Source organism: Enterobacter sp., assembly GCF_977039595.1.
Genome location: NZ_CDRQYH010000022.1, coordinates 20,846 through 47,173 on the forward strand (window position 1 = coordinate 20,846; position 26,328 = coordinate 47,173).

A 26,328-nucleotide genomic window follows, 5' to 3' on the forward strand; every position below is an offset into this window, starting at 1 on the left:
GATTTGCGTAGCTTAACCTCTTTTACGTCGCCAGGCAGGTGCGCTCTGCGGCTTAGGCGGGATCTCCTGAAGCTGCATTACCACACTTGCAAACTCTTTCATCACCCTACGGTAAACATCGCGTTTAAATGACACGACCTGACGAACAGGATACCAATAGCTCACCCAGCGCCAGCCATCGAACTCCGGCGTACTGCTGGTTTGCATATTGATGTCTGAATCGTTGCCCACCAACTGCAACAGAAACCACTTCTGTTTCTGGCCGATACAAACCGGCTTTGTGTCCCAACGCACCAAACGTTTCGGTAACTTGTAACGCAACCAGTTGCGGGTCGAAGCCAGGATGCGAACATCTTTCCGGCTCAAACCGACCTCTTCAAAAAGCTCCCGGTACATCGCTTGTTCTGGGGACTCTCCCGGATTGATCCCGCCTTGCGGGAACTGCCAGGAGTGCTGACCATATCGCCGGGCCCACATTACCTGGCCCTGACGATTACAAATTACTATTCCTACGTTCGGGCGGTAGCCATCGTCATCAATCACCGGACTACCCCAAACTAAACCTTATATATGAATGATTGTTTCACACTACAGGGAGGCGGTAAACCACTCTCTTACAGGGCTGCAACCTAATAACATTTGAATAACTCACAAATAAGTGCTGAGTTATAAACAGATAAGAGCCCTTAAAAGGAATTTTATTCACCTTTTCTGTGGATATAGTTGTGAAGAAGTGTCTAATTACCGATGAACAACCTCAGACAATGCCGTCCCCCCTTTTTTAGCTTAATTCAATAATGCAATTATTTTCATATAGTTAAATGTATTTTCATGAACACAAAACAGAATAGCGTGACGATCGTCTCATCAGGGATCGTCGTGCTGATGAAAGATCGAACAGCGTCGGTTTTATCCACAGATTGTGCCAATAAGTTAGTCACAATTTGTTTGAAATTTCGATTTTCCTCGCACGTCAAGGCTGTAAATTGAAACAGTAGTCAGGGTTATGCCCAGTTATCCCATTTTTCTGTGGATAACATGGTGTAAGATCCTGTTCATTGTCAGTGACCAGATTTGAACAACCCGTTTTACGACTCTGGTGAAACGATTTCAAACCAGTAAAAAAACATATAAATCATGTACATGGAATATTCGTACAGAAATAGTTAAACTCTATCCACAGGGGACAATTTCTTCGTTTATTTTTTAATCAAAAGGTTACCATCATGCATCCGCTTACACCCTTGCTCTCACCGCCGTCCAGCGAGGGCCAGTTGCTACAGCAGGCACAGCGTCTTGCAGGCTTTTCGCTTGGCGAGCTGGCGGCAATGGCAGGGCTTCAGATCCCGAAGGATCTTAAGCGGGATAAAGGCTGGATCGGCATGCTGCTTGAACTATGGCTGGGTGCCAGCGCAGGGAGCAAACCTGAGCAGGATTTTGCTGCACTTGGCGTGGAGTTAAAAACTATCCCTGTAGACAGCCAGGGCAAGCCGCTTGAGACCACTTTTGTCTGCGTTGCGCCATTAACCGGCAATACCGGCGTGACGTGGGAAACCAGTCACGTTCACCACAAGCTGAAGCGCGTGTTGTGGGTACCGGTTGAAGGTGAGCGTCAGATCCCCCTGGCTGACCGTCGCGTTGGCGCACCGCTGCTCTGGAGCCCGGACGAGGATGAAGAGCATCAGCTGCGCCTGGACTGGGAAGAGCTGATGGACATGATTGTGCTTGGGCAGGTAGAGCGCATCACCGCCCGACACGGAGAAGTGTTACAGCTGCGTCCGAAAGCGGCCAACAGTAAAGCACTTACCGAGGCAATCGGCGCGCAGGGTGAACCGATACTGACGTTGCCGCGCGGTTTTTATCTCAAAAAAAATTTCACCGGCGCGCTCCTGGCACGTCATTTCCTGTTAAAAACATAGTTTTTTACTTATTTTGCGAGCTCTCAAACATAATCGACTGCTTTTTAAGATTTTACCGCTTCCTCAAGTCGCCATATCGGGTTAATACTAGATTATGATTTGATACAAGCCAGATGAGGACGATAACGATGAAAAAATAGGCAGTATTAGTGTCAGCAGTCGGTTTAGCGTTTGCCGTATCGGGCTGTAGCAGCGATTACGTCATGGCGACAAAAGATGGTCGAATGATCCTTACCGATGGCAAACCCGAAGTCGACGATGATACAGGTCTGGTCAGCTACCGCGACCAGGAAGGCAATAAAATGCAGATCAATCGCGACGAAGTATCGCAAATCATCGAGCGATAATCAGAGAGAGGTCAGTCGCTTGCTGGCCTTTTTGATTTTTTTCTTCCCCTTTTGCTTCCCCTCTGCCATGTTTATATTCCTTTGTCGGGCACGCCCTGACGCGGTCTATAAGTCTACTGAGGAAGCCGGCTATGCATTATCACCGTATCCCCCACAGCGCTCTGGAAATAAGCCAACTGGGGTTGGGCACGATGACATTTGGTGAACAAAACAGCGAAGCCGATGCCCATGCACAACTCGATTACGCCGTCAGCCAGGGCATTAACCTGATTGATGTTGCAGAAATGTACCCAGTTCCGCCACGCCCTGAAACGCAGGGACTTACCGAAACTTACGTCGGTAACTGGCTGGCAAAGCGCGGCAACCGTGAAAAGCTGGTGATTGCCTCAAAAGTCAGTGGCCCCGCGCGCAATAACGATACCGGGATCCGTCCGAACCAGATCCTCGATCGCAAGAATATCCGCGCCGCTCTGGATGCCAGCCTGAAGCGCCTGCAAACCGACTATCTCGACCTCTACCAGGTGCACTGGCCGCAGCGACCAACCAACTGCTTTGGCAAGCTCGGATACAGCTGGAATGAGAGCGCCCCCGCCGTGACGCTGCTGGAAACGCTGGAAGCGCTGACCGAGTGCCAGCGCGCGGGAAAAATCCGCTACATTGGCGTATCTAACGAAACGGCCTTTGGGGTCATGCGCTATCTGCACCTGGCGGATAAGCACGATCTGCCGCGTATTGTGACTATCCAGAACCCGTACAGCTTGCTTAACCGCAGCTATGAGGTGGGTCTGGCCGAAGTGACACAGTATGAAGAGGTAGAGCTGCTCGCCTATTCCTGTCTCGGCTTCGGCACGCTGACGGGGAAATACCTGAACGGCGCGAAGCCGGCGGGGGCGCGAAATACCCTCTTTAGCCGCTTCACCCGCTACAGCGGAGAGCAGACGCAGAAAGCCGTTGCTGCCTATGTGGATATCGCAAAGCGTCACGGTCTTGACCCTGCACAGATGGCGCTGGCCTTCGTGCGTCGTCAGCCGTTTGTTGCCAGCACCCTGCTGGGCGCGACCACGATGGAACAGCTGAAAACCAATATTGAGAGTTTCCACCTGAACCTGAGTGAAGACGTGTTAGCAGAGATTGAAGCGGTGCATCAGGTATACACTTACCCGGCACCGTAATAAAAGCAAAACGGCAACGCAGGTTGCCGTTTTAGGGGTTGCCCCCTCTCCCTGCGGGAGAGGTCGGGGTGAGGACATCAGGCCTCACTTATCAACGGCGACGCTGCCAAATCCACAAGCCCGCGATCGCAATCGCAAACAGCCCGCCAAACCCGACGCCGATCCCCACCACCGGCACACCCACTTTTACCGCCAGCGAGTAGAGCCCCAGCATTAACAGCATTGCCAGGTTTTCACCCAGGTTTTGTACCGCGATAGCATTTCCCGCCCCGACGGTCTGCTTACCCCGTTCCTGCAGCAACGCGTTCAGCGGCACCACGAAGAAGCCCCCCAGAATACCAATCAGGATGAGGAGGACATACGCGGGCAATAACGCATGCTGCAGCGAGAAGATAAGCACCACGACGCCAATCAGGATCCCTGCGGGCATGCAGCGTGCGACCGTCTCGAGCGTCACCAGCTTCGCCGCCGCACCCGCCCCAACCACAATGCCGATGGCCACCATCGCATTAAGATAGGTCGGCGTCGCATTGTCCGTAATGCCCAGCGCCACCGGCACCCACAGGACCAGCAGGAAGCGCAGCGTGACGCCCGCCCCCCAGAACATACTGGTCCCCATCAGGGAGAAACGCGTTTCCCCGTTACGCCACAGCACGCGGCACGCGTTGAAGAAACTGCCGGTCATCGGTTTGAAGCGCCAGGATTGCCCCGGGCGAGCCACTGGCAGCTTCGGAATAAAGAGGTTCGCCACGACCGCCCCGCCATACACCACCGCGCAGATGCCCAGTGCCGCCAGGACATGCCAGTCGGCCAGTACGCCGCCCGCGACGGATCCGAGCAGAATAGCAGCAATGGTTGACGACTCCATCAGGCCGTTGGCTTTCACCAGCTTATCGCCCGTGGTCAGCTCTCCGAGGATGCCATACTTTGCCGGGGAGTAGGCGGCAGCGCCAATGCCCACCAGCGTGTAGCCAATAAACGGATTGAAGCCAAAGCAAATGCTGGCGGCACCCAGCAGCTTGAGACCGTTGGCAAACATCATCACCCGGCCTTTCGGGAAACTGTCCGCTACCTGCCCTACGAACGGAGCAAAAATAATGTAAGCGCCCACAAACACCATCTGCAGGATCGGCTGACTCCAGTCGGGGTAAAACTCGGCTTTCAGCAGCGCCAGCGTGGCGAACAACAGCGCATTATCACCGAACGCAGAGAGGAACTGCGCGGCAATGACCGCCATCATGCCTTTTGAACGCAGTGAGGTGTTAGTGTGTACTGACTCACGCATTTTGCTGTTCCGCCTCTTCAACCATGCCTTTCAGGGTCACGAAATCGGGCTTCCCGCTACCCAGCACCGGGAGCTGCTTCAGGTAGCGAATGTCGCGCGGCACGGCCAGTTCAGGGATACCGTGTTCACGCGCATAGCTCAGTAACCTGTCGCGCTTAAGTTCAGCGTCGGTCGTAAACAGCACCAGCGCCTCGCCTTTGCTGGCATCACTCTTCACCACCGTAGCATGCATCTTATCCACAGACACGGCCGTTGCCAGCTGTTCGACCATTTCCAGAGAGACCATTTCACCAGCGATTTTAGCGAAGCGTTTCGCGCGTCCCTGAATCTGTACAAAGCCCTGCTCATCGAAACGGACGATATCCCCGGTGTCGTACCAGCCGGTTTCAACCTCGCCGTTGACGTTTTCCGCCGTCGGCGCTTCCAGCACGCCCGGGTTTTCCACGCGCAGATAACCGTTCATCACGTTTGGCCCTTTCAGCTGCAGACGGCCACCGTCCTCAATGCCCGGCACCGCCAGCAGACGCGCATCCATTCCCGGCAGGATTCGGCCAACCGTACCCGGTTTCGCCGCCATCGGCACGTTAATCGAGACCACGGGCGCACACTCGGTAACGCCATAGCCTTCAAGAATGCGCAGGCCAAACTTGTCCTGCCAGATCTGGCGCGTGCTCTCCTGCAGTTTTTCCGCACCGGCCACCACATACCGCACGCGATAGAAGTCATACGGATTGGCGAAACGCGCATAGTTGCCCAGGAAGGTTGAGGTTCCGAACAGGACGGTGCAGTTACGGTCATAGACCAGCTCCGGCACAATGCGGTAATGCAGCGGGCTCGGGTAGAGGAACACTTCTGCGCCGGTCAGGAGCGGCGTGAACAGCCCCACCGTCAGGCCAAAGGAGTGGAAAAGCGGCAGCGCCGACATAAAGCGGTCATTCGCGGTAAAGTCGGCAATGCTTTTGATCTGCTCAACGTTCGCCAGAATGCTCTTGTGGCTGTGGACGACGCCTTTCGGGTTGCCCTCCGATCCCGACGTGAAGAGGATAATCGCGTCATCTTCCGGCTGCTGTTTGACCTGGGCCAGACGTGGTATCAGAAGATGCGCAAAAATCCACAGCTTGTCGCCGCTGGTCACGTCCGCTTTCAGATCCTCCAGGAAGACCCAGCGCACCTGGGTGAGCTGCTCGGGAAGGTGCCAGAGCTTGCCTTTGTCCAGGAACTGTCGGGAGGTAAAGACGGTATTAATCTGGGCTGCGGTGATGGCGCTGGTCAACCCCTTCACGCCCGCCGTGTAGTTCATCATTGCCGGGATACGGCCCCGGGAAACCGCACCGAAAATCACCGCCGCGCTGATGCCCGCGTTAGGCAGCATCAGGCCAATTTTTTCGCCTTTTTTGCTGTACTTCTCCAGAATGCGGCCCACAAACAGGGTTTTGGTCAGCAGTTTGCGATAGGTGTCCGGGGTAAAGTTGATGTCTTCGATACAGTTTTTCTTCGCGCCATAGCGGTACTGCGCGGATAGCAGAGATTCGTACAGCGTTTCGCGCGGGCGCACGGCCATGCGCGCTTCCATCATAATCTGGTGCAGCATTTCCCCGGCGATTTTACGGCGATCGCGGGCACGCGGCGCTTCTGGCATCGGTAACGACGTTGGCGGCAGAATATGCAGGGTTATTTTAGGGAACAGACGCTGCTTCACCAGCCCCTTCAGGCGGCTGAAATGGGTTAGCTCCGCGCCTTCAATGCGCAGCGGCACCACGGTCGCTTTTGATTTCGCTGCAACAAACCCCGCGCCGTCGTAGATTTTCATCAGCGAACCGGTCACTGAAATACGCCCTTCAGGGAAAATAACCACCGGACGCCCCTGCTCAACCAGACGCACCAGATGCTTAATCATCATCGGCTTGGTCGGGTCGAGCGGCACAAAATCAATCAGCGGCGTGAGCCAGCGCATGTACCACTGCTGGCTGATAGAGGTATAGACTGCAAACACCGGGCGCACGGGTAAAAACAGCGCCAGCAGGATACCGTCTATAAAGGAAACATGATTTGGTGTGATAAGAACGCGTTCGCCGCGAAGCGCCTGGGCATCGCCAGTGACGTGGATGCGAAAAAGAATACGGAACAGTGTACGGAAGAACCCAAATAGCATCTCAACTCCCTTTGCCAGCCAGTGTGGAGGGTTGATAGTAAATGGTGGCAGATTACACGAGAAGTGATACGGGAGCGACAGCAAAAGTGGAGGCGAAAAAAAACCTGCGCATCCGCGCAGGTTGGTGCAAGAGATGAGTACGAAACCGTACTAAGAATTCTCACCAATCAATACCTCTGGGATCTCAACTGTATCAATCTCATTAACATCCTCGCCATCGGACAATCGCAACAGCCTGAGGCAAAGTGTAACCAAAGGTTCAGATTGACATTCTTCAGACATGACTGCGCGTGTAACGATTACACCACCAGGGTTGTCCTGCGTCACGTTTGTGGAGAGCGGAAATCCGCTCCCCTTGAATGCGCGCCGCTTTTCCGCAACACTATTTGGTGTGTAAACGCTTACCCCCAATAAGAAGGTAATGAATGGCGACAATAAAGGATGTGGCCCGTCTGGCAGGCGTGTCTGTGGCAACCGTCTCCCGCGTGATTAACGACTCCCCAAAAGCCAGTGACGCATCGCGCCAGGCGGTACAAAACGCCATGGAATCCCTGAACTATCATCCCAATGCCAATGCCCGCGCGCTCGCCCAGCAGTCCACCGAAACCATTGGGCTGGTGGTGGGTGATGTTTCCGATCCCTTTTTCGGCGCCATGGTTAAAGCGGTTGAACAGGTTTCTTATCAGACAGGTAATTTTTTGCTGATCGGCAATGGCTATCATAATGAACAAAAAGAACGCCAGGCCATTGAACAGCTGATCCGCCACCGCTGCGCGGCGCTGGTGGTTCACGCCAAAATGATCCCGGACGCCGAGTTGATTCACCTGATGAAGCAGATGCCCGGAATGGTGATCATCAACCGCATTATTCCCGGATTTGAAAAACGCTGCGTGGCCCTCGATGACCGCTACGGTGCCTGGCTTGCAACGCGGCACCTTATTCAGCAGGGCCATACCCGGATTGGCTATCTCTGTTCAAATCATCCGATTTCTGATGCAGAGGACCGCCTGCAGGGCTACTACGATGCCCTGCGTGAAAACGGGCTGCCGTGTAATGACCGCCTGGTGGCCTACGGTGAACCGGATGAGAGCGGCGGTGAACAGGCCATGACCGAGCTGCTGGGTCGCGGACGGAATTTCACGGCGGTTGCCAGCTATAACGACTCAATGACCGCAGGTGCGATGGGGGTGTTGAATGACAACGGAATTGAGGTACCGGCAGAAATTTCGCTGATTGGCTTCGACGACGTGCTGGTCTCCCGCTACGTTCGCCCGCGGCTGACCACCGTGCGCTACCCTATCATCACCATGGCAACGCAGGCCGCGGAGCTGGCACTCGCGCTGGCTGAACAGCACCAGCCGCCGGAAATTACGCATCTGTTTAGCCCGACGCTGGTTCGTCGTCACTCCGTTGCATCGCCTGCGGAAGCGCAGAGCGAATAACGGTAGAGGTGAACCCGAGTGTTCGGGTATTCCAGACCATCACCGATGTACTGCCAGCCGTAACGTTCGTAGAAGTCGCGGCAGGCAGACCAGAGATGGAGCTCCTCATACCCGGACTGCGCTGCGTAAGCGATAACATGCTGCTGAAGTTGTCCCGCCAGCCCCTTACCTCGCGCCGCGTCGTCAACGTACAGCGCCGCCAGCCACGGACAGAGATCCTGTCGGGTGATCAAATCGCAGCGCCAGAGCCCTACCGTGCCAAGAAGCTGTTCGCCTTCAAGGGCAATAAACGTTAACGGTAGTGCCCCCGGGGTCTGGCTGTGCTCAACGATGCTGTGGAAAAATTCCCGAGGAAGCCCTTCGCCAAAGGCCTGCCAGATCAAGTCGGTAACCTGCTCTGCGAAGTGTGGCGCCTTGTAAAGCGGGAGGATGACAGCCTTATTCATGTTTCACCTGCATTTTCTCATGTATTTACTGGCCTGATGCTCCAGCCCGGTTCGGTGATTATCTTACCAGAGTCAGGCTATTGAGTTTGACTTCAGGCTGGCCGGACGAATCGTTACCAAAAAGCGTGATCGTGGCAGAGTTTTTGCGCTTCCCGCATCGCTTATACGGCATAAGCTCTGTGGTAAACTGCAGATCGTTACGTGGAAGCAGGAATGTAGAATGGCAACAATGCTGGATGTATCACTGCGTGCGGGCGTGTCGAAGGCTACCGTCTCGCGCGTGCTGAACGGCACAGGTCAGGTCAAAGAGAGTACGCGTCAGCAGGTCTTTGCTGCGATGGAAGAGCTGGGCTATCGCCCGAACTTTCTCGCGCGCTCGCTGGCTAACCAGACCAGCAACAGCATTGGTCTGGTCGTCTCGACCTTTGACGGCTTTTACTTTGGTCGCCTTCTCCAGCAGGCGTCGCGGCAAACTGAAACTCACGGAAAACAGCTGATCGTCACCGACGGTCACGACGCGCCGGAACAGGAAGAACAGGCGGTGCAGATGCTGGCCGATCGCCAGTGCGATGCCATCGTGCTTTACACGCGCTACATGAGCGAAAAAGCGATCGTCAAACTAATGAACACCGTGAAAACGCCGCTGGTGGTCATTAACCGTGAAGTGAGCCAGGCGCCGGATCGCTGCGTGTTCTTCGAACAGCAGGATGCCGCATTCAAGGCCGTGGATTACCTGATTGGCCAGGGTCATCGGGAGATCGCCTGTATCACCGTCCCGATCCACACTCCCACGGGTAAAGCGCGGCTGATGGGCTATCGCAAGGCGCTGGAAAAGCATGGTATTCGTCTGGACGAGCGTCGGATAAAGTACGGCGATGCAGGAATGACGCGGGGATACGAGCTTTGCAAGGAATTGATTGCCGACGGAGTACCGTTTAGCGCCCTGTTTGCCTGTAACGACGATATGGCGCTGGGTGCGTCCAAAGCGTTGCACCAGGCGGGGCTTAAAATCCCGCAGGATATTTCACTGTTCGGCTTTGACGATGCCCCAAGCGCGAAATGGCTGGAGCCTGCGCTCTCATCGGTTTATCTGCCCATCGACAATATGATTGTCACGGCCATCGATCAGGCGATCCGGCTGGCAAAAAACCAGCCGGTCGATGCCATCCCGCCGTTTACCGGCACGCTGGTCTTACGCGATTCGGTCACAACGGGGCCGTACTTTAATCAGATGAGTTCTAAAGCCAGCAGTTCCTGAATGGTCTGGCGACGGCGGATCAGCCGCGCTTTACCGTTATCAAATAGCACTTCCGGCAGCAGCGGGCGGCTGTTGTAGTTAGATGACATAGACGCCCCGTAGGCACCGGTGTCGTGCAGCACAAGATAATCGCCCGGTTTGACCTCTGGCAGCGCTCGGGTCTCCACTTTGCCGCCCTCCTGCTGGGTGAACACGTCGCCCGATTCGCACAGCGGCCCCGCAACGACCGTCTCAACGCGCGGCCCCTGCGTTAAATCACGGCCGTCAGCAGCCAGGGCGGTAATGTGGTGATAGCTGCCGTACATGGACGGACGCATCAAATCGTTAAAGCCTGCGTCAATCAAGACGAAGTGGCGAGAGCCCATCTCTTTCACGCTGCGTACCTGCGAAACCAGCACGCCGGCTTCCGCCACCAGGAAACGACCCGGCTCAATTTCCAGCTTCACCGCATGGCCCAGATGCGCGGCGATTTGGTCACGCGCGGCGCTCCACAGACCGTAATAGTGATCGGTATCGATCGCCTCTTCACCTTCGCGATAAGGAATAGAGAGACCGCCGCCCGCAGAGATCGCCTCCAGATCCTGACCGAAGTCGACAACCTGGCGCACCATCGCGCCGCACACCTGTTCCAGGTGGCCGTAATCCACCCCAGAGCCAATGTGCATATGAATGCCCACCAGCTTCAGGTTGTAGCGCTGTAATACCTCCAGCGCGGCAGGCATGTCGGCATACCAGATCCCGTGCTTGCTGTTTTCGCCGCCGGTATTGGTTTTTTGGCTGTGGCCGTGACCAAAGCCCGGATTCACCCGCAGCCAGACGCGATGGCCGGGAGAAACCTGACCGAGCTGCTCCAGCATATCCACAGAACCGGCATTCACCGGGATCTGCAGCTCGTGGACGCGCGCCAGCGTCGCGTCGTCGATCACATCGGCGGTAAAGACGATCGCGTCGCCGTCAGCTCTCGGATCGTATCCGGCCGCCAGCGCGCGTTCGATTTCGCCAAGCGAGACGGAGTCGACCTTCACGCCCTGCTCACGCATCAGGCGCAGAATATGGATATTGGAGCAGGCCTTCTGGGCAAAACGCACCACGTCAAACTGATGCAGGGCGGCGATCTTCTCGCGGACAATCTGCGCGTCGTAGACCCACACCGGACAGCCAAATTCGGCAGGCAGGCGCAGCAGGTTGTCGGCGTTCAAATCGGTATCAGTCTGGTTCAGCGGGCGTGGCATGGTCTTCTCCGGATAAATGCGTTTTGATGATTACGCCACAGCGCAAAGAGAATAAAAAATATCGTTTTATCGCGAGTCTATGCAAAAATGATATGGACAGTTCTCTGCTTTCAGGTGCCCTATGCCCGCCGTCAATTTACGCCACATCGAGATTTTTCACGCCGTGATGACCACCGGCAATCTCACCGAAGCCGCACAGATGCTGCATACCTCGCAGCCGACGGTGAGCCGCGAGCTGGCCCGCTTCGAGAAAGTGCTGGGGCTGAAGCTGTTCGAACGCACCCGGGGCAGGCTTCACCCTACGGTGCAGGGACTACGCCTGTTCGAGGAAGTTCAGCGCTCCTGGTACGGGCTGGACAGAATAGTGAGTGCAGCCGAAAGCCTGCGCGAGTTTCGCCAGGGCGAGCTATCGATCGTCTGCCTGCCCGTCTTCTCGCAATCTTTTTTACCGATGCTGCTGCAGCCCTTTCTGGCGCGATACCCGGAGGTCAGCCTCACCATCGTGCCTCAGGAATCTCCCCTGCTTGAAGAGTGGCTTTCGGCTCAGCGCCATGATTTAGGCCTAACCGAAAACCTCTCAACGCCAGCAGGCACGGCGCGCACGGAGTTACTTTCGTTAGATGAAGTGTGCGTTCTGCCCGCCGGGCATCGGCTTGCCGGTAAGGCGGTGCTCACGCCAGAGGACTTCCACGGGGAAAACTACATTAGCCTGTCGCAGACCGACAGTTACAGACAGCTGCTGGATACCCTGTTTGCCGAGCATCAGGTCAAACGGCGAATGGTGGTGGAAACGCACAGCGCGGCTTCAATTTGCGCGATGGTGCGAGCGGGCATCGGCGTCGCGGTGGTGAATCCGCTTACGGCGCTGGATTATGCGGAAAGTGGAATTGTTGTGCGTCGGTTTAGCGTCTCAGTTCCTTTTACCGTTAGCCTAATCCGCCCATTGCATCGTCCCGCATCGGCGCTCGTGGAGGCGTTTAGCGAACATCTGCAGGGAGGGCTAAGTATGTTGGCGGGCCAGCTAAATAAGATGTTGAATCAGACGCCCCGCTGAACTGCGGGCGTCTGAAAACTCAGTTAAAACGTTTCGCAATGGCCGCAACACGCTCGCCGAATTTAACCGCGGTTTGCAGATCGCCACTGGCAATGGCGCCAGCATCAGCATCTGATGGAGACTGCACCAGCAAACCTACTGAACCGCCCAGATTATTAATGTCCTGACGGGTTGCCGCGAGAGTATTTGACGGCGGCAGCCCCAGGCTCACCCAGATCCCACCGTGCTGAGAGGCTAGCGTTTGCAGATATTGCAACGATACTTGCTTATCACCGTTCAGGCTGGCGCTGTTGCTGAAGCCCGCGAACACTTTGTCCTGCCAGCTACGCACGAACCAGGCTTTAGAGGTCGCGTCAGCGAATTTCTTAAACTGCCACGGTACGCTTCCCATGTAGGTTGGCGCGCCAAAAATAATCGCTTTGGCATCGTTGAGTTTTTGCCAGTCGCTTTCCTGAATATCGCCATTACTGTCAATGGCGATAAGCTCAGCCTGCGCGCCCTCGGCGACAGTTTCAGCAACGCGTTTGGTATGGCCGTAGCCAGAATAATAGATAACTACAACGCTCATGATAGATCTCCTTATGCAATATTGCCTTGTGAGTCAAACGATTAAGACGACTTTAAAATTGCTCTGCGAGCCCGTTGCCATTTTCGGTTCCCTGGTATCAAATAGAAACCTTACGTCGTTTTATACACGCAAACATTCACGGGCGTAAGAAGGCACCTTTACCTCACCTGGTTACCTCGAGGGAACCACCATGACCCATACAGCAGTTCTGAAAAAGGAGATGCCTCCTTACAACGTGTTCGATGAGCGCTGCCCGACCCGCGGCGTGCTGACGCGTATCGCCGATAAGTGGGCACTGTTAATCCTTGCGCGTCTGGAGAAGGGACCGATGCGCTTTAGTCATCTTCAACGTGATATTCAGCGAATCACCAAAAAGGTGCTGACCCAGTCTTTACGCAAGCTGGAACGTGATGGGCTGGTGTCGCGAAAGATATTCGCCACGGTACCTGTAACAGTCGAGTACAGCCTTACACCGCTTGGCCAGACATTAACTGAAACGGTGACGGTGCTTGCGCACTGGGTGGAAAATAATATTGATGCCATTGTGGCGGCGCAATCCGCCTATGACGCCGCCAACACGTAAACCAGAACGGGTGCTCAGGACAACATAAACGCCACGGCATCCGCAGCATGGATAGCGGTGGTATCAAATACCGGAAGAGGGCTTCGCTCAACCGGTACCAGCAAACCGATCTCCGTGCAGCCGAAGATCACCCCTTCGGCCCCCTGCTGCGCGAGTTTATCGATAACGCTGACGTAATACGCGCGGGAAGATTCGCTGAAGGTACCGAGGCAGAGCTCGTCAAAGATAATCTGATTGATGCGCGCCCGATCGTCTTCATCCGGGATCAGGCTCTCGATCCCAAATTCACTGTGCAAACGTCCGCGATAAAAATCCTGCTCCATGGTGTAGCGTGTACCCAAAAGCGCTACGCGGCGCATCCCGGATGCCGCAATCACACGCCCGGTCGCGTCCGCAATATGCAAAAACGGCAGCGAGCAGCGATCCTCAATATGCGATGCCACTTTGTGCATGGTATTGGTACAAAGCACTATACCCTCGGCGCCAGCACGCTCCAGCCCAAGCGCCGCCTGGGCCAGGATCTCCCCGGCTTTATCCCACTCGCCGCTCGACTGGCAGGCTTCGATTTCATGAAAGTCAACGCTGTGCAGGAGCAGGCTTGCGGAATGCAGACCACCCAGACGCTGCTTCACCCCTTCGTTAATCAGGCGATAATAAGGGATTGTCGATTCCCAGCTCATTCCACCTAACAGGCCGATCGTTTTCATCATCCCTCCTTTTCGTTGATTTCTTCTTTTAACACATCCGGTGCCAATAAAAAAAGGCGCTGCATTCAGCGCCTTTTAAACAAACATTGGTTATCCCCTGCATACGTTGGGCCAGGTAAACGGGCAATACGATCACACGCCGATGTTTCGCAGTTTCTCTCCGGCCATCAGCTTGCGCTCGATGTGTTCCAGCGTCACGCCTTTGGTTTCCGGGATCAGCCAGAACGTGACGCCAATAAACGCCACGTTCAGCACGGTATAGAGCCAGAACGTTCCCGCTGCGCCAATCGCGTCCAGCAGCGTCAGGAACGTCGCGCCGATGATCATGTTTGATACCCAGTTGGTGGTCGTGGAACAGGTGATGCCAAAGTCACGGCATTTGAGCGGCTGAATTTCGGAGCACAGGATCCAGACCACCGGCGCGGCGCTCATCGCGTAGCCTGCGATACACATCATGGTCATCCCGACAGAAAGCCAGGAAAGCCCGCTTGAGGCCGTACCGTTATCAAACTGCATCAGGCAGTAGCCCAGGATCAGCGTGCCGAGCGCCATCACGCTGAAGCCAATTTTCAGCGCAGGTTTACGGCCCGCCTTGTCCACGGTGAACACGGCAATAAAGGTGGCGAACATGAAGGTCAGCCCGACCACTAGGGTCGCGATCATCTGCTGTTCCGTGGTGGTAAACCCGGCCATTTTGAAAATCCGCGGCGCGTAGTACATGATGATGTTCATGCCGGTGAACTGCTGCATCGCCTGCAGCAGCATGCCGAGGAAGACCGCCCGGCGCACGTTGCGGTTGATTTTAAACAGCGCCCAGCCTCCCTGCTTCAGCTTCAGGCTTTCGCGGATCTCGTTCAGCTCTTCGCGAGCTTTTTCTGAGGTATCGCGCAGCATGCGCAGCACCTCTTCCGCCTCCACGTGGCGCCCTTTTTGCGCCAGCCAGCGCGGGCTATTTGGCAGGAAAATCACCAGGACGATCAGCACCAGCGCCGGTAAGGCCAGCACGCCGAGCATCGCGCGCCAGTTGCCGCTGTAGCTGAAGTAGGTGTCAGACAGAAACGCCAGCACAATACCCAGCGTGACCATCAGCTGATACATGCTGATCATCTTGCCGCGCACGTTTTCGCTCGCCATTTCGGAGAGATAAAGCGGCGCGGTGTAGGACGCAATCCCCACCGCCACGCCCAGCAGCACGCGGGAAAGCAGCAGGATTTCAACGTTAGCGGCAAACGCCGAGCCAATGGAGCCGGCAACGAACAGAATTGCCCCGACCATCAGGCTGTATTTGCGCCCCAGACGAAACGACAACCAGCCGTTGAACAGCGCGCCGATGGCCGCACCGAGCATCATGCTGCTCACCACCCACTCCTGCAGGCGACTGCTGAGGGTAAAGTGATCGGTAATAAACGGTAATGCGCCGGCAATAACGCCGATATCCAGTCCAAATAACAGGCCCGCCACGGCGGCGGCAATGGAGACAAACTGGTTCATGCGGCGAGTATCACGCAGCGCAGCGGGCATTAGGGTAGAGTCATTTATCGATGTCATATTTTTCCTGCCTCAACAGCAAAATTCGTTAAATGAAATTACGAGAAAGCGAGGAAAAGTGTCAGGTGGGAAAAGGTGAAGATATGGATTATTTCGCTGCGACATAGCGATCTGTGATGGACATTACAATTTCAACTAACGCTTAATAATCACGTTATTTTACTAATGCATTAATTTTTCAGAATTAAAAGTGTGACGGATGTCGTTCATGATTTTTTAGTATGGATTTTTCGTGTTTACCCATATGGACTTTGACAATTTTTGAGCAAAAAAACCTCCGCCCGAAAGCAGAGGTCCAGACCCGATGCGGGTTATCGCGCCAGCCAGCCGCCATCAACCGCCACGGTGTAGCCGTTGATATAGTCCGATGCCGACGAGGCCAGAAACACTACCGGCCCCATCAGATCGCCCGGCAGACCCCAGCGCCCCGCCGGAATACGGTCAAGTATTTCCGCGCTGCGCTGCTCGTCTGCGCGCAGCTGCTGCGTGTTGTTGGTCGCCATGTAACCCGGCGCAATGGCATTCACATTGATATTATGTTTCGCCCACTCGTTTGCCAGCAGGCGGGTCACGCCCATCACGGCGCTTTTGGACGCGGTGTAAGACGGCACGCGGATTCCCCCCTGGAACGAGAGCATAGAGGCAATATTCACGATCTTGCCGCCGTTCCCCTGCGCAATAAAATGCTTCGCCGCCGCCTGGGACATGAAAAATACGCTCTTGATGTTAAGGTCCATCACGTCGTCCCAGTCGCGTTCGCTGAAGTTGATCGCATCTTCACGGCGAATCAGCCCGGCGTTGTTGACCAGAATGTCGATATGACCAAATTCCGCTACCGCGCGATCCAGCAGTTCAGGAATGGTATCGATTTTACGCAGGTCGGCGGTCAGGCTCAGGAAACGGCGTCCCAGAGCCGTCACGCGCTCGATGGTTTCTGTAGGCTCAACGATATTAATCCCGACGATATCGCAGCCCGCTTCCGCCAGGCCTAACGCCATCCCCTGACCCAGCCCGGTATCACATCCGGAAACCACCGCCACTTTCCCCTGCAGGGAGAATGCATCCAGAATCATGTTTATTCCTTACTCTTTCAGAGCCTGTCACTCACAGGCAGGTTTATGCTTCACTGCCTGCGACTACCGCAGATCGCTGACCGCAACATGGTCCATATCATCAAAGACCTGGTTTTCGCCCACCATTCCCCAGATAAAGGTGTAGGCTTTTGTCCCAACGCCGGAGTGAATAGACCAGCTCGGTGAAATCACCGCCTGCTCGTTGTGCATCACGATATGGCGCGTTTCCTGCGGCTGCCCCATCATGTGGAACACGCAGGCGTCCTCATCCATATTGAAGTAGAAGTAGACTTCCATGCGGCGCTCGTGGGTATGGCATGGTGTTCCACAGGTTGCCTGGCGCAAGCTCGGTCAATCCCATACTCAGCTGGCACGTCTCCAGCACGTCCGGCACGAAGTACTTATTGATGGTGCGGCGGTTGCTGGTGAGGTTGTCGCCCAGCGTCACGGGCGCGACGTCTGCCGGGGTCACTTTTTTGGTTGGACAGGTGGCGTGAGCCGGCGCACAGTTGTAGTAAAACTTCGCAGGCCTGCTGCCGTCGATGCTGGCAAAGACCACGTCTTTCGCCCCTTTACCCACGTACAGCGCCTCGCGATGGCCAATCTCATAGCACTGTCCGTCTACGGTGATGGTGCCCGGCCCGCCGATGTTAATCACACCCAGCTCGCGACGTTCGAGGAAATAATTTACGCCCAGCTGTTTACCGACCTCGCCGCCAACGGAGACGGTTTTCGTGACGGGCATAATTCCGCCCACAATAATGCGGTCGATATGGCTGTAAACCATAGTGTACCTGTCGGCCTCGAATACCTGCTCGACTAAAAACGCATTGCGCAGCCCCTGAGTATCCAGCGTTTTGGCGTGCGCACTGTGGATGCTTTCTCTGACGTCCACGGTAACCTCCAGATGTGGTCATGCCCGAAGGCGGAAATAAACGAAACAGCGTTCCGTTTTTCATAATGAGCACATACTATCGGCATAAAGCGGGCTTTTCAATGAAATTTAAAACAACGTTTCATTTTTATTTTTGTTTATAACGGAAATGGTGTTCGGATCACAATTAAGCCGCCAGGAGAAAAAGGGCGCGAAAAAAAACCTCCCGGAGGAGGTTTTTTAATAAGAAGAGTTTAGCGTTCGATGGCCAGCGCCACCCCTTGCCCGCCGCCTATACAAAGCGTGGCAATTCCTTTGCGGGCATTGCGCTTTTTCATTTCGTGGACCAGAGAAACAAGGATCCGGCAGCCGGACGCCCCGATAGGATGACCCAGCGCGATCGCCCCACCGTTAACATTGACTCGCAGCGGATCCCACTCAAGCATTTTTCCGACGGAGATCGCCTGAGCGGCATAGGCTTCGTTCACTTCAATCAGATCCACATCCGAAAGCTGCCACCCCGCACGCTCCAGGCAGCGGCGGGTCGCGTAGACCGGTGCGATCCCCATTAACGCAGGATCAACCCCCACGCTCGCGAACGCCTTAATGCGGGCCAGGACGGGGAGATCGAGCTCAAGAGCTTTGCTTTCGCTCATCATCATAACGGCGGCAGCGCCGTCGTTAATGGAAGAGGCATTTCCCGCAGTCACTGAGCCCTGCATTTCAAACGCGGGGTTCAGCCTGGCCAGGCCTTCAGCACTGGCGTCAGTGCGCGGCTGTTCATCGGTATCTACGACGACATGCTCGCCGCTCTGACGCTGCGTGCTGACCGGGACAATTTCGTCGCGAAAACGACCGGAATCGATCGCCGCACGCGCTTTTTGCTGCGAGCTTAGCGCATAGGCATCCTGCACCTCACGGCTGATGCCATACTCGCGCGCCAGGTTTTCAGCCGTCACGCCCATGTGATAATCGTTGAATGCGTCCCACAGCCCGTCATGCACCAGGCTGTCGAGCAGCTGACTGTTGCCCAGCTGTGCGCCGGTCCGGCTGTCGGTCAACACGTGCGGCGCGCGGCTCATATTCTCTTGTCCGCCCGCAATGATCACGTCCGCCTCACCACACTGAATGGCCTGCGTCGCGAGATGCAGCGCTTTCAATCCTGAACCACAGACGTCGTTGATGGTGATGGCGGAGACGGTATTGGGCAGCCCGCCCTTCAGCGCCGCCTGACGCGCAGGGTTTTGCCCGGCACCGGCCGTGAGAACCTGTCCCAGGATCACCTCATCAACTTCATGTGCTGCGATCCCGCTACGTTCCACCAGCGCTTTCACCACCACGCTGCCCAGGTCAACCGCGGAGTGACGCGCGAGCGATCCCTGAAAACAGCCGATAGCTGTACGCAACGCACCCACTATAACGACATCTTTCATCACGACCTCTGTGTTAAATGACATGACGATAGTAGAGGATTGTTACTGGCAATTATCTTAATTGTTTAAAAATAGTGAGATTAATCACAAGGATCAGCGCGCATCCTGCAGATACTGCCGCAGCCAGCTTCCGGCAATGCCGGGAGGAGATCGTTTATTCCACAGTAGATCGATGCCGATCGCCCGCGGCCAGCCGGGAACATTGAGCTGTACCAGGGATTTCGCGGCGGCAAATTCATCCACCAGCGCGCACGGCAACACGCACCAGCCAAATCCCTGTACCGCCATACTCAAGAGTAACAGGTAATTCGGGGCTGACCAGACGGGCCCGCGCGCGATCTCCGCCTCGCGCTCAAGATAGGTGCTCAGCCGCAGCTCCCTCCAGCCGTGCAGCTCGTCACGCTGAACGTCATGTTGTCCGGCGAGCGGATGCGTGGTCGCGACATAGATCGCCATGCGGGTCTGCATCGGCAGCCGGATGGCGCCGATATCCGTAGGGTAACCGTCTCGCGCTTCGGTGAGGCCAACCTGCGCGCGCTCCTTTTGCAGCAGATCGATCACGTCCTCCTCCTCGCCAATCAGACATTCGAATTCCGTATGGGGAAAGCGCGCGTCAAACTGTTTCATCATCTCTTCCAGCACGTCCGGGTTAAGGGTATCGGAAAGGACAAACGTCAGACGCGCCTCCGTTTGCGCCGATAGCGACACCGCCAGCTCATCCAGCCGCGTACTGGCGGCGAGAATAGCCTGCACATAGCCCAGCACCTGTTCCCCCTGGGCCGTCAATACCGGCTGGCGCGCAGAGCGGTCAAACAGCTCGAAGCCCAGATCGGCTTCAAGATTGGCAATGGACGTGCTGATCGTCGACTGGCTTTTGCGCAGCCGGCGTGCGGCCGCAGAGAAAGAGCCTGCCGCAACGGTCTCGACAAACGCGTTAAGAGCTTCGGGTGAATAGCGCATAACCTATCTACTTTAGCGATGGATACTATCTTTAATATATCAGCTTTAGCGATGAAAATAGGCCACATCAACGCCCATACCGGCGATTTAACGAGGTCTATCGCTATGCAACATCAGGATGCACTCCAACGTAAACTGCCGGAGCGGATCTTTCATGCTGTCTGTTTTGAAGGGATTGCGACGGCGATCCTCGCCCCTACCGCGGCGTGGCTTATGCAGCGTTCCGTGGTGGAAATGGGCGGGTTGACCATTGTTCTGGCGACCACCGCCATGCTGTGGAACATTATTTATAACTTCGGCTTCGACCGCTTCTGGCCCGTTCAGCGGGTCAAACGTACGGCAAAAGTGCGTGCGCTGCATGCGCTTGGGTTTGAATGCGGGTTTATTGTGATTGGCGTGTCGATTGTCGCCGCCGTGCTGGGCGTTACCCTGCTGCAGGCATTCACACTGGAAATAGGTTTCTTCCTGTTCTTCCTGCCGTACACCATGTTCTATAACTGGGCGTACGATTGCCTTCGCGAGAAATTTCTTAAGCGTCGCCAGCAACGGCGCGCCCTGGCAGGCTAAACACCTTCTGGCCGGACGCCCGCTCCGGCCATTCACCTTCGAAGCAACTGCGCTCTCGGTGCATAACTATGGTAAATTGCACTCCATTCCGATGGTTTGATAGTTGAAACGTTGCTCTAATGTCGAAAATTTGGTCAAAAGATGAGACTCTCTGGAGTTTCGCTCTCTACGGCACGGCCGTGGGCGCAGGAACGCTGTTCCTGCCCATTCAGCTGGGCTCCGCAGGCGCAATTGTCCTGTTTATTACCGCCCTCGTGGCCTACCCCTTAACCTACTGGCCGCACAGAGCGCTGGCGCAATTTATTCTGTCGTCGAAAACGAAAGGCAACGAGGGGATCACCGGCGCCGTCTCGCACTATTACGGCAGGAAGATTGGCAACCTGATTACCACGCTCTATTTCATCGCCTTCTTTGTGGTGGTGCAGATTTATGCAGTGGCCATCACCAACTCGCTCACGGAGCAGCTGGCGAAACACCTGACGGTTGATACCGCCGTTCGCGTGCTGGTCAGCCTGGGCGTGGTGCTGGTCCTGAATCTGATCTTCCTGATGGGACGGCATATCACGATAAAAGTGATGGGCTTTCTGGTGTTTCCGCTGATTGCCTATTTCCTGTTTGTCTCGCTCTATCTGATAGGCAGCTGGCAGCCCTCGCTGTTGACCAGCCAGATGGCCGTCGATCGCCACACGCTGCACCAGGTCTGGATTTCGATCCCGGTGATGGTGTTTGCGTTCAGCCATACCCCGATTATCTCCACGTTTGCCGTTGACCGTCGCGAGAAGTTTGCCGATGGCGCCATGGATAAATGTAAAAAGATCATGAAGGTGGCGTACCTGATCATTTGCCTGAGCGTGCTGTTCTTTGTCTTCAGCTGCCTGCTCTCAATTCCGCCGTCGTACATTGTGGCCGCCAAAGAGCAAGGGGTGACTATCCTGTCCGCGCTGTCGATGATGCCTTCTTCACCGGCGTGGCTGGGCATTTCCGGGATTGTCGTGGCGATAATTGCGATGTCGAAATCGTTCCTCGGCACCTATTTTGGGGTGATTGAAGGGGCGACGGAGATCGTGAAGTCGTCGCTCAGTCAGGTGGGGGTGAAAAAGAGCCGCGCCTTTAACCGCGCGATTTCCATTATGGGGGTGTCGTTAATCACCTTTGCCGTCTGCTGCATTAACCCGAACGCCATTTCGATGATTTACGCCATCAGCGGCCCGCTTATCGCCATGATCCTGTTTATCATGCCGACGCTGTCGACGTATCTGATCCCCTCCCTGAAACAGTACCGCTCCATTGGCAACCTGCTGACGCTGATCGTCGGGGTGCTGTGCGTGTCGGTGATGTTTGTCGGCTAACGCCCTGCATGCCCGGCGTTCTGCCGGGCATGTCTCTCAGTCTCGCCCAGCTGATCCCAGCGGAAAAGGCCTGTCCTGCACCACCGTTTTCATGACAAGCGTAGATCGAAGGTGCTGCACGCCGGGCATGGCGGAGAGCTTCTCGTCGTAGAGTTTCTGGAAAGCGGACAGGTCGCGGGTCACGACGTGCATCAGATAATCGGGATCGCCAAACAGGCGCTGGGCCAGCACGATCTGCGGGATCTCCTCCACCGCCGCTTCAAACGCGCTAACCGCCTTTCGGTCCCCCTCCTTTAGCGTCGCAAACACTATTGCCAGGAAGTTAAACCCCATTTTGGCGGGGTCGAGGCTGGCACGGTATCCCGTTATCGCCCCGCTTTGCTCCAGCGCCCGCACGCGCCGATGACACGGCGATAGGCTCAGATTCACTCTTTCCGCCAGCTCGGTCAGGGATAAGCGGCCATCAGACTGTAGCTCAGCAAGAATTTTTCGATCGATGCTATCCATGTGGAAGATTTTCTCAATTTCACCGTGTTGCGAGCATAACATTGAAAGCCTATTTCGCAGAGTTAGCGATATTCTTTTTCTCAACGTTTGACGCACTGCGGGAGTCTTCAGGAAGATGGAAATGAGTATTGTGGCCGGCTTTTGGGTGGTTTCTTTTCTGCTTATCATGACGCCGGGTGCCGACTGGGCCTACGCCATTAGCGCCGGGATTAACGGGCGACGCGTGGTACCGGCAGTGATGGGGTTAATGTCCGGGCATCTGTTAGCCACGCTGGTTGTGGTGGCTGGCGTGGGCGTAGTGATTGCTCAACATCCGCTGGCGTTAACCGGGCTGACCGTCGCGGGAGCCGCGTATCTCCTGTGGCTTGGCATCGGACTGTTGCGTCACCCTGCCGCACCGGAAAAGGCCACCCACCATGCGGGAAACTGGAGGCAGTGGGCGGTGAAAGGGCTCTGCACTAGCGGCCTAAACCCAAAAGTGTTTTTACTGTTCCTGGCGCTGCTTCCGCAGTTTACGGACCCGACCGGAAGCTGGTCGATAGCGATGCAGATGTCCGCGCTTGGGATGATGCACCTTATCACCTGTACGCTGGTCTATCTGCTGGTGGGGTATGGTTCGAAAGCGGTGCTGGCGACCCGGCCACAGGCGGCGCGTCTGGTAAGCATGGCATCGGGAGGGATAATGGTGCTGATCGCGTTGATATTGCTATTTGAGCAGGCGAGATGAAAAAAACACCGGCCATCGCCGGTGTTATTTACGCCCGAATATCGTCATATTCCCGCGTTTTATCAAACTCATGTTTCGCGAACGGGCACAGCGGGATAATTTTACGGTTCTCACCGCGCATCTTCTCCACCACTTTCGCTACCAGCTGTTTACCGACGCCCTGCCCTTTCAGGCTCTCATCCACGTCGGTGTGCTCGATAATGCTCAGGTGCTCGCCGGTCGGTACGAAGACAATCTCCGCGACCTGATTGCCGTTCGCATCATTCACGTAAAACTTGTTATGGCCTTCCAGAATATCCATGGTTCCTCGCTTATTTTTGGCGATACTTCAGCGCACCGCTCGGGCAGGTATCAATCACGCGGACAACCGTTTCAACGTCCACTTCATCGGGAATGATCCACGGTTTACGTTTGAGATTAAACAGCTTTGCGCTGCCACGCACGCAGTTACCGGAGTGTTTGCAGATCCCGGTATTGAAGTAAACGTCAATTTTCTCGCCGGTATAGGCCCGGTAACCCGCATCCAGTAGCTCTTTATCCATGACATTGCCTCTGTAATTATTATCGTGCTGAATGAAGAATAGCCTGACGGGATCCTGCTGGCTATATCGTTGAAAACGAAAAGCCAGGTCACAACTCTTTTCTTGTTAGATTGCGTCCGCTAGTGGCGCATGTCAGGCTCGGAAAATGTCACTTTTGCATAACTTGCGCAGGTTGAATGAAACGCAGACTCTCTTTTCAGGTAAAGCTGTTTTTAGCGCTGGTGTGCTTCTCCTGCCTGCTGTTAGTTCTGCTGGGAACGATCCTGTTTCATTTTATTGACCGGCAGCTCCATCACGATCTCGGCCAGCGCGCCCGGGTTCAGGCCAGCCAGATCGCGCTGATGCCGGGTCTGGCGGCAATGGTTGCGGCCCGGGATATCCCCGGCATCGCCCGGTTAATTCAGCCGCTGCGCGCCGAAAGCGATGCCAGCTACATTGTGATTGGCGATACCGAGGAACAGCACCTTTATCATTCGGAATCCCCGGAGCGTATTAATTTACCGATGATCGGCGGGGATAATGCCGAGGTGTTAAAGGGCAAAACCATTATTTCCGTGCGTCAGGGCGGGATTGGCGTGTCGCTACGCAGCAAAGCGCCCATCTTCAACGCGCAGCATCAGGTGATTGGTATTGTCTCGGTCGGCTATCTGACCTCCTATATTGCCAACATTAACGCCCGTATTCTCTGGCAGTCCGGGCTGTACGGTGCGGCTCTTCTGCTGCTGCTGTTTATGTTCTCCTGGCTGTTTACCCGCAATCTCAAAAAACAGATGTTCCGACTGGAGCCAAAAGATATCGCTCAGCTGGTTTTGCAGCAGCGCGCGCTACTAGAAGCCATGTACGAAGGGGTATTTGCCGTCAATGAAGAGAAGCAGCTGATTTTAATTAACCGCGCCGCACGAGAAATGCTGGATATTCGGCAAAGTGAGAAAGAACTTATCGGTAAACCGCTGGCAGACGTTCTTCAGACGTCGCCGGGCTTTTTATCCCAGCGCTACGCCTCGGTGAGCGCTGGCAGCCACGACCAGATTGCGGTGCTGAACCAGCGCGAGTTGATCGTCAACCGGGTAGCCATTGAGGTCGAACCGGGCGTTGAAAGCGGCTGGGTCTATAGCTTTCGCGACAAAAATGACATCAACACCCTCAGCAGCCAGCTCAGTCAGATCAAGCGCTATGCGGATAACCTGCGCATTATGCGCCACGAGCAGCTGAACTGGACCGCCACGCTGGTGGGCTTGCTGCAGATGAAACACTATGACGAGGCGATTCGTTACATTCAGGTGCAGTCCGAAGGCGCGCAGCGGGTGCTGGACTTTGTCTCCGCCCGTTTTTCCTCTCCCGCGCTGTGTGGGCTGCTGTTAGGCAAATACGTTAGCGCGCGCGAAAAAGGCATCGAGCTGCTGTTTGATCCCGCCTGCCAGCTCACCCGCATGCCCGCCACGCTCAACGAAACGGAGCTGATGTCGGTTATTGGAAATCTGCTGGACAACGCGGTGGACGCGACCCTTAAGGCACCGGTCCCCGCGCCGGTAGAGCTTTACATTTCAGACCGCAACCAGGAGCTTCTGATCGAGGTGGCTGACCGGGGCTGCGGGGTGGACGATGCGTTGAAGCCGCACATTTTCCGCCATGGATTCAGCAGCAAGCCGGACAGCGAAAACGACATTGTGGGCACCGAGCACGGTATTGGCCTGTATCTGGTGGCAGGATATATCGACAAGGCTGGCGGCACTATTGAGATTGCCGACAACACGCCACAAGGGACTATTTTTTCTGTGTTTATTCCGAATGGGCAAAAGCATGACCCGAGCAATTGACGTTGTGATCGTTGAAGATGAGCCGCACCTGGCGGAGCTGCATCGCGAGTATATCGAGCAGAATTTTCATTTGCGCGTGGTGGGCATCGCCGCGTCGATTGAGCAGGCATGCCGCCTGATTCGTCAGCATCAGCCGCGGCTTATCCTGCTGGACAACTATCTCCCGGACGGTAAAGGCGTGGAGTTAATTGATAATCCGCTACTGAAAAGCTATGAGTGTTCGGTAATCTTCATCACCGCGGCCAGCGATATGCAGACCTGCAGCCACGCCATGCGCAGCGGCGCGTTTGACTACCTCATCAAGCCCGTCTTTTTCCAGCGCCTGCACGCCTCGCTGGAGCGGTTTATGCGCTTCATCCACACCGTACAACAGGTGAAGGTGGTCGACCAGCATGCGCTGGATCGCCTGTTTCATCTGCCCGCCGCGGAAGCCTCCGTTACGCCGTCCACAAAGGGCATTGAACCCCAGACGCTGGAGCGGATAAAACGCCTATTCGCCGAGCATCCCGACAGCGCGATGTCGGTTGAAGAGGTGGTGGAAAACGTGGGGATCAGCAAAACCACGGGGCGTCGCTACCTCGAATACTGCGTGGAGAGTGGGTTAATCAGCATCGAAATGCTGTATGGCAATATTGGTCATCCTCGCCGGTTATACCGCAAAGCCCCCGATAAACCGTAATCCAGAACCGTTCGTAAACTAACGTTCGCGGATTTTATGGTGTTAATTGCTGAAACGACGGCGACAATCACACTTCGGAATCATTGC

The 26,328-nt window shown here is 55.5% G+C and carries 26 protein-coding genes and 1 pseudogene; 12 read left to right on the forward strand and 15 right to left on the reverse strand.

What is annotated here, in order from left to right; all coding sequences use genetic code 11:
* Positions 1 to 12 precede the first annotated feature (12 nt).
* Positions 13 to 543 (reverse strand): RNA pyrophosphohydrolase, encoded by a 531-nt coding sequence (gene rppH / locus ACWYRJ_RS09195; protein WP_013098553.1) that lies wholly within the window; start codon positions 541 to 543, stop codon positions 13 to 15.
* 683 nt (positions 544 to 1,226) lie between these two features.
* On the opposite strand from rppH, the gene mutH reads away from it, so the two are divergent.
* From mutH to ACWYRJ_RS09210, 3 genes are all read left to right on the forward strand, one after another.
* Positions 1,227 to 1,919 (forward strand): DNA mismatch repair endonuclease MutH, encoded by a 693-nt coding sequence (gene mutH, locus ACWYRJ_RS09200; protein WP_455507764.1) that lies wholly within the window; start codon positions 1,227 to 1,229, stop codon positions 1,917 to 1,919.
* A 149-nt stretch (positions 1,920 to 2,068) separates the two neighbouring features.
* Complete coding sequence (locus tag ACWYRJ_RS09205; protein WP_455507765.1) at positions 2,069 to 2,266, forward strand: YgdI/YgdR family lipoprotein; 198 nt, start codon at positions 2,069 to 2,071, stop codon at positions 2,264 to 2,266.
* Between the two features lie 131 nt (positions 2,267 to 2,397).
* Positions 2,398 to 3,438 carry an NADP(H)-dependent aldo-keto reductase gene (locus ACWYRJ_RS09210; protein WP_115876203.1) on the forward strand — a complete coding sequence of 347 codons (1,041 nt, stop codon included), beginning with the start codon at positions 2,398 to 2,400 and terminating at the stop codon, positions 3,436 to 3,438.
* 91 nt (positions 3,439 to 3,529) lie between these two features.
* On the opposite strand, the gene lplT is transcribed toward ACWYRJ_RS09210, so the two are convergent.
* Both lplT and aas read right to left on the reverse strand, forming a co-directional pair.
* Entirely contained in the window at positions 3,530 to 4,723 is a 1,194-nt protein-coding gene (gene lplT / locus ACWYRJ_RS09215; protein WP_111966085.1) for a lysophospholipid transporter LplT, read from the reverse strand.
* Positions 4,716 to 6,875, reverse strand: coding sequence for a bifunctional acyl-ACP--phospholipid O-acyltransferase/long-chain-fatty-acid--ACP ligase (gene aas / locus ACWYRJ_RS09220; protein WP_455507766.1), 2,160 nt, complete (start codon positions 6,873 to 6,875; stop codon positions 4,716 to 4,718). Before aas ends, lplT begins: the two co-directional genes overlap by 8 nt.
* Positions 6,876 to 7,300: 425 nt before the next feature.
* On the opposite strand from aas, the gene galR reads away from it, so the two are divergent.
* On the forward strand, positions 7,301 to 8,317 hold the full coding sequence (gene galR / locus ACWYRJ_RS09225; protein WP_455507767.1) for an HTH-type transcriptional regulator GalR: 1,017 nt from the start codon (positions 7,301 to 7,303) through the stop codon (positions 8,315 to 8,317).
* Here galR and ACWYRJ_RS09230 read toward each other — a convergent pair.
* Positions 8,278 to 8,763 (reverse strand): GNAT family N-acetyltransferase, encoded by a 486-nt coding sequence (locus tag ACWYRJ_RS09230; protein WP_455507768.1) that lies wholly within the window; start codon positions 8,761 to 8,763, stop codon positions 8,278 to 8,280. The two genes, galR and ACWYRJ_RS09230, sit on opposite strands and share 40 nt — an antisense overlap.
* A 220-nt stretch (positions 8,764 to 8,983) precedes the next feature.
* Between ACWYRJ_RS09230 and ACWYRJ_RS09235 the strand changes: the two genes are divergently transcribed.
* Complete coding sequence (locus ACWYRJ_RS09235) at positions 8,984 to 10,021, forward strand: LacI family DNA-binding transcriptional regulator (protein WP_111966089.1); 1,038 nt, start codon at positions 8,984 to 8,986, stop codon at positions 10,019 to 10,021.
* Here ACWYRJ_RS09235 and lysA read toward each other — a convergent pair.
* Entirely contained in the window at positions 9,991 to 11,253 is a 1,263-nt protein-coding gene (gene lysA / locus ACWYRJ_RS09240; RefSeq protein WP_455507769.1) for a diaminopimelate decarboxylase, read from the reverse strand. The two genes, ACWYRJ_RS09235 and lysA, sit on opposite strands and share 31 nt — an antisense overlap.
* A 121-nt stretch (positions 11,254 to 11,374) precedes the next feature.
* On the opposite strand from lysA, the gene ACWYRJ_RS09245 reads away from it, so the two are divergent.
* Positions 11,375 to 12,307 (forward strand): LysR family transcriptional regulator, encoded by a 933-nt coding sequence (locus ACWYRJ_RS09245; protein WP_111966091.1) that lies wholly within the window; start codon positions 11,375 to 11,377, stop codon positions 12,305 to 12,307.
* A gap of 19 nt (positions 12,308 to 12,326) precedes the next feature.
* Here the strand turns inward: ACWYRJ_RS09245 and ACWYRJ_RS09250 are convergent, their stop codons facing one another.
* The gene (locus ACWYRJ_RS09250; protein ID WP_045909897.1) at positions 12,327 to 12,875 is read right to left on the reverse strand and encodes a flavodoxin family protein; all 549 of its coding nucleotides are present in this window, start codon (positions 12,873 to 12,875) and stop codon (positions 12,327 to 12,329) included.
* 190 nt (positions 12,876 to 13,065) lie between these two features.
* Between ACWYRJ_RS09250 and ACWYRJ_RS09255 the strand changes: the two genes are divergently transcribed.
* Positions 13,066 to 13,458 carry a winged helix-turn-helix transcriptional regulator gene (locus tag ACWYRJ_RS09255; RefSeq protein ID WP_111966092.1) on the forward strand — a complete coding sequence of 131 codons (393 nt, stop codon included), beginning with the start codon at positions 13,066 to 13,068 and terminating at the stop codon, positions 13,456 to 13,458.
* Positions 13,459 to 13,472: 14 nt separating this feature from the next.
* Here the strand turns inward: ACWYRJ_RS09255 and ACWYRJ_RS09260 are convergent, their stop codons facing one another.
* From ACWYRJ_RS09260 to ACWYRJ_RS09285, 6 genes and pseudogenes are all read right to left on the reverse strand, one after another.
* Entirely contained in the window at positions 13,473 to 14,165 is a 693-nt protein-coding gene (locus tag ACWYRJ_RS09260) for an aspartate/glutamate racemase (RefSeq protein ID WP_455507777.1), read from the reverse strand.
* Positions 14,166 to 14,297: 132 nt separating this feature from the next.
* Complete coding sequence (araE, locus tag ACWYRJ_RS09265; protein WP_032660200.1) at positions 14,298 to 15,713, reverse strand: arabinose-proton symporter AraE; 1,416 nt, start codon at positions 15,711 to 15,713, stop codon at positions 14,298 to 14,300.
* Positions 15,714 to 16,024: 311 nt separating this feature from the next.
* Positions 16,025 to 16,786, reverse strand: a complete 762-nt coding sequence (kduD, locus tag ACWYRJ_RS09270) for a 2-dehydro-3-deoxy-D-gluconate 5-dehydrogenase KduD (RefSeq protein WP_111966094.1) — start codon at positions 16,784 to 16,786, stop codon at positions 16,025 to 16,027.
* A 63-nt stretch (positions 16,787 to 16,849) separates the two neighbouring features.
* A pseudogene (gene kduI, locus ACWYRJ_RS09275) lies at positions 16,850 to 17,681 on the reverse strand (5-dehydro-4-deoxy-D-glucuronate isomerase).
* A gap of 233 nt (positions 17,682 to 17,914) precedes the next feature.
* Entirely contained in the window at positions 17,915 to 19,093 is a 1,179-nt protein-coding gene (locus ACWYRJ_RS09280; RefSeq protein WP_111966096.1) for an acetyl-CoA C-acetyltransferase, read from the reverse strand.
* A gap of 93 nt (positions 19,094 to 19,186) precedes the next feature.
* A complete protein-coding gene (locus ACWYRJ_RS09285; protein WP_111966097.1) occupies positions 19,187 to 20,053 on the reverse strand; it encodes a LysR family transcriptional regulator in 867 nt (288 codons plus the stop codon).
* Positions 20,054 to 20,158: 105 nt separating this feature from the next.
* Here ACWYRJ_RS09285 and ACWYRJ_RS09290 point away from each other — a divergent pair, with 105 nt between their 5' ends.
* Positions 20,159 to 20,620: a multidrug/biocide efflux PACE transporter gene (locus tag ACWYRJ_RS09290; RefSeq protein WP_115876214.1), complete on the forward strand. Its 462-nt coding sequence runs from the start codon at positions 20,159 to 20,161 to the stop codon at positions 20,618 to 20,620.
* A 119-nt stretch (positions 20,621 to 20,739) separates the two neighbouring features.
* Positions 20,740 to 21,969 (forward strand): amino acid permease, encoded by a 1,230-nt coding sequence (locus tag ACWYRJ_RS09295; protein WP_111966099.1) that lies wholly within the window; start codon positions 20,740 to 20,742, stop codon positions 21,967 to 21,969.
* A 36-nt stretch (positions 21,970 to 22,005) separates the two neighbouring features.
* On the opposite strand, the gene ACWYRJ_RS09300 is transcribed toward ACWYRJ_RS09295, so the two are convergent.
* Complete coding sequence (locus ACWYRJ_RS09300) at positions 22,006 to 22,476, reverse strand: Lrp/AsnC family transcriptional regulator (protein ID WP_455507770.1); 471 nt, start codon at positions 22,474 to 22,476, stop codon at positions 22,006 to 22,008.
* A gap of 115 nt (positions 22,477 to 22,591) precedes the next feature.
* Here ACWYRJ_RS09300 and ACWYRJ_RS09305 point away from each other — a divergent pair, with 115 nt between their 5' ends.
* The gene (locus ACWYRJ_RS09305; RefSeq protein WP_455507771.1) at positions 22,592 to 23,203 is read left to right on the forward strand and encodes a LysE family translocator; all 612 of its coding nucleotides are present in this window, start codon (positions 22,592 to 22,594) and stop codon (positions 23,201 to 23,203) included.
* A 28-nt stretch (positions 23,204 to 23,231) separates the two neighbouring features.
* Here ACWYRJ_RS09305 and ACWYRJ_RS09310 read toward each other — a convergent pair whose 3' ends face one another.
* Together ACWYRJ_RS09310 and yjdI are read right to left on the reverse strand one after the other, a co-directional pair.
* A complete protein-coding gene (locus tag ACWYRJ_RS09310; protein ID WP_008499687.1) occupies positions 23,232 to 23,504 on the reverse strand; it encodes a GNAT family N-acetyltransferase in 273 nt (90 codons plus the stop codon).
* A 10-nt stretch (positions 23,505 to 23,514) separates the two neighbouring features.
* Positions 23,515 to 23,745, reverse strand: coding sequence for a 4Fe-4S mono-cluster protein YjdI (gene yjdI / locus ACWYRJ_RS09315; protein WP_008499689.1), 231 nt, complete (start codon positions 23,743 to 23,745; stop codon positions 23,515 to 23,517).
* 176 nt (positions 23,746 to 23,921) lie between these two features.
* Between yjdI and ACWYRJ_RS09320 the strand changes: the two genes are divergently transcribed.
* Positions 23,922 to 25,562 (forward strand): ATP-binding protein, encoded by a 1,641-nt coding sequence (locus ACWYRJ_RS09320; protein WP_455507772.1) that lies wholly within the window; start codon positions 23,922 to 23,924, stop codon positions 25,560 to 25,562.
* On the forward strand, positions 25,546 to 26,241 hold the full coding sequence (locus tag ACWYRJ_RS09325; RefSeq protein ID WP_063616470.1) for a response regulator: 696 nt from the start codon (positions 25,546 to 25,548) through the stop codon (positions 26,239 to 26,241). Before ACWYRJ_RS09320 ends, ACWYRJ_RS09325 begins: the two co-directional genes overlap by 17 nt.
* The last annotated feature ends 87 nt before the right edge of the window (positions 26,242 to 26,328 follow it).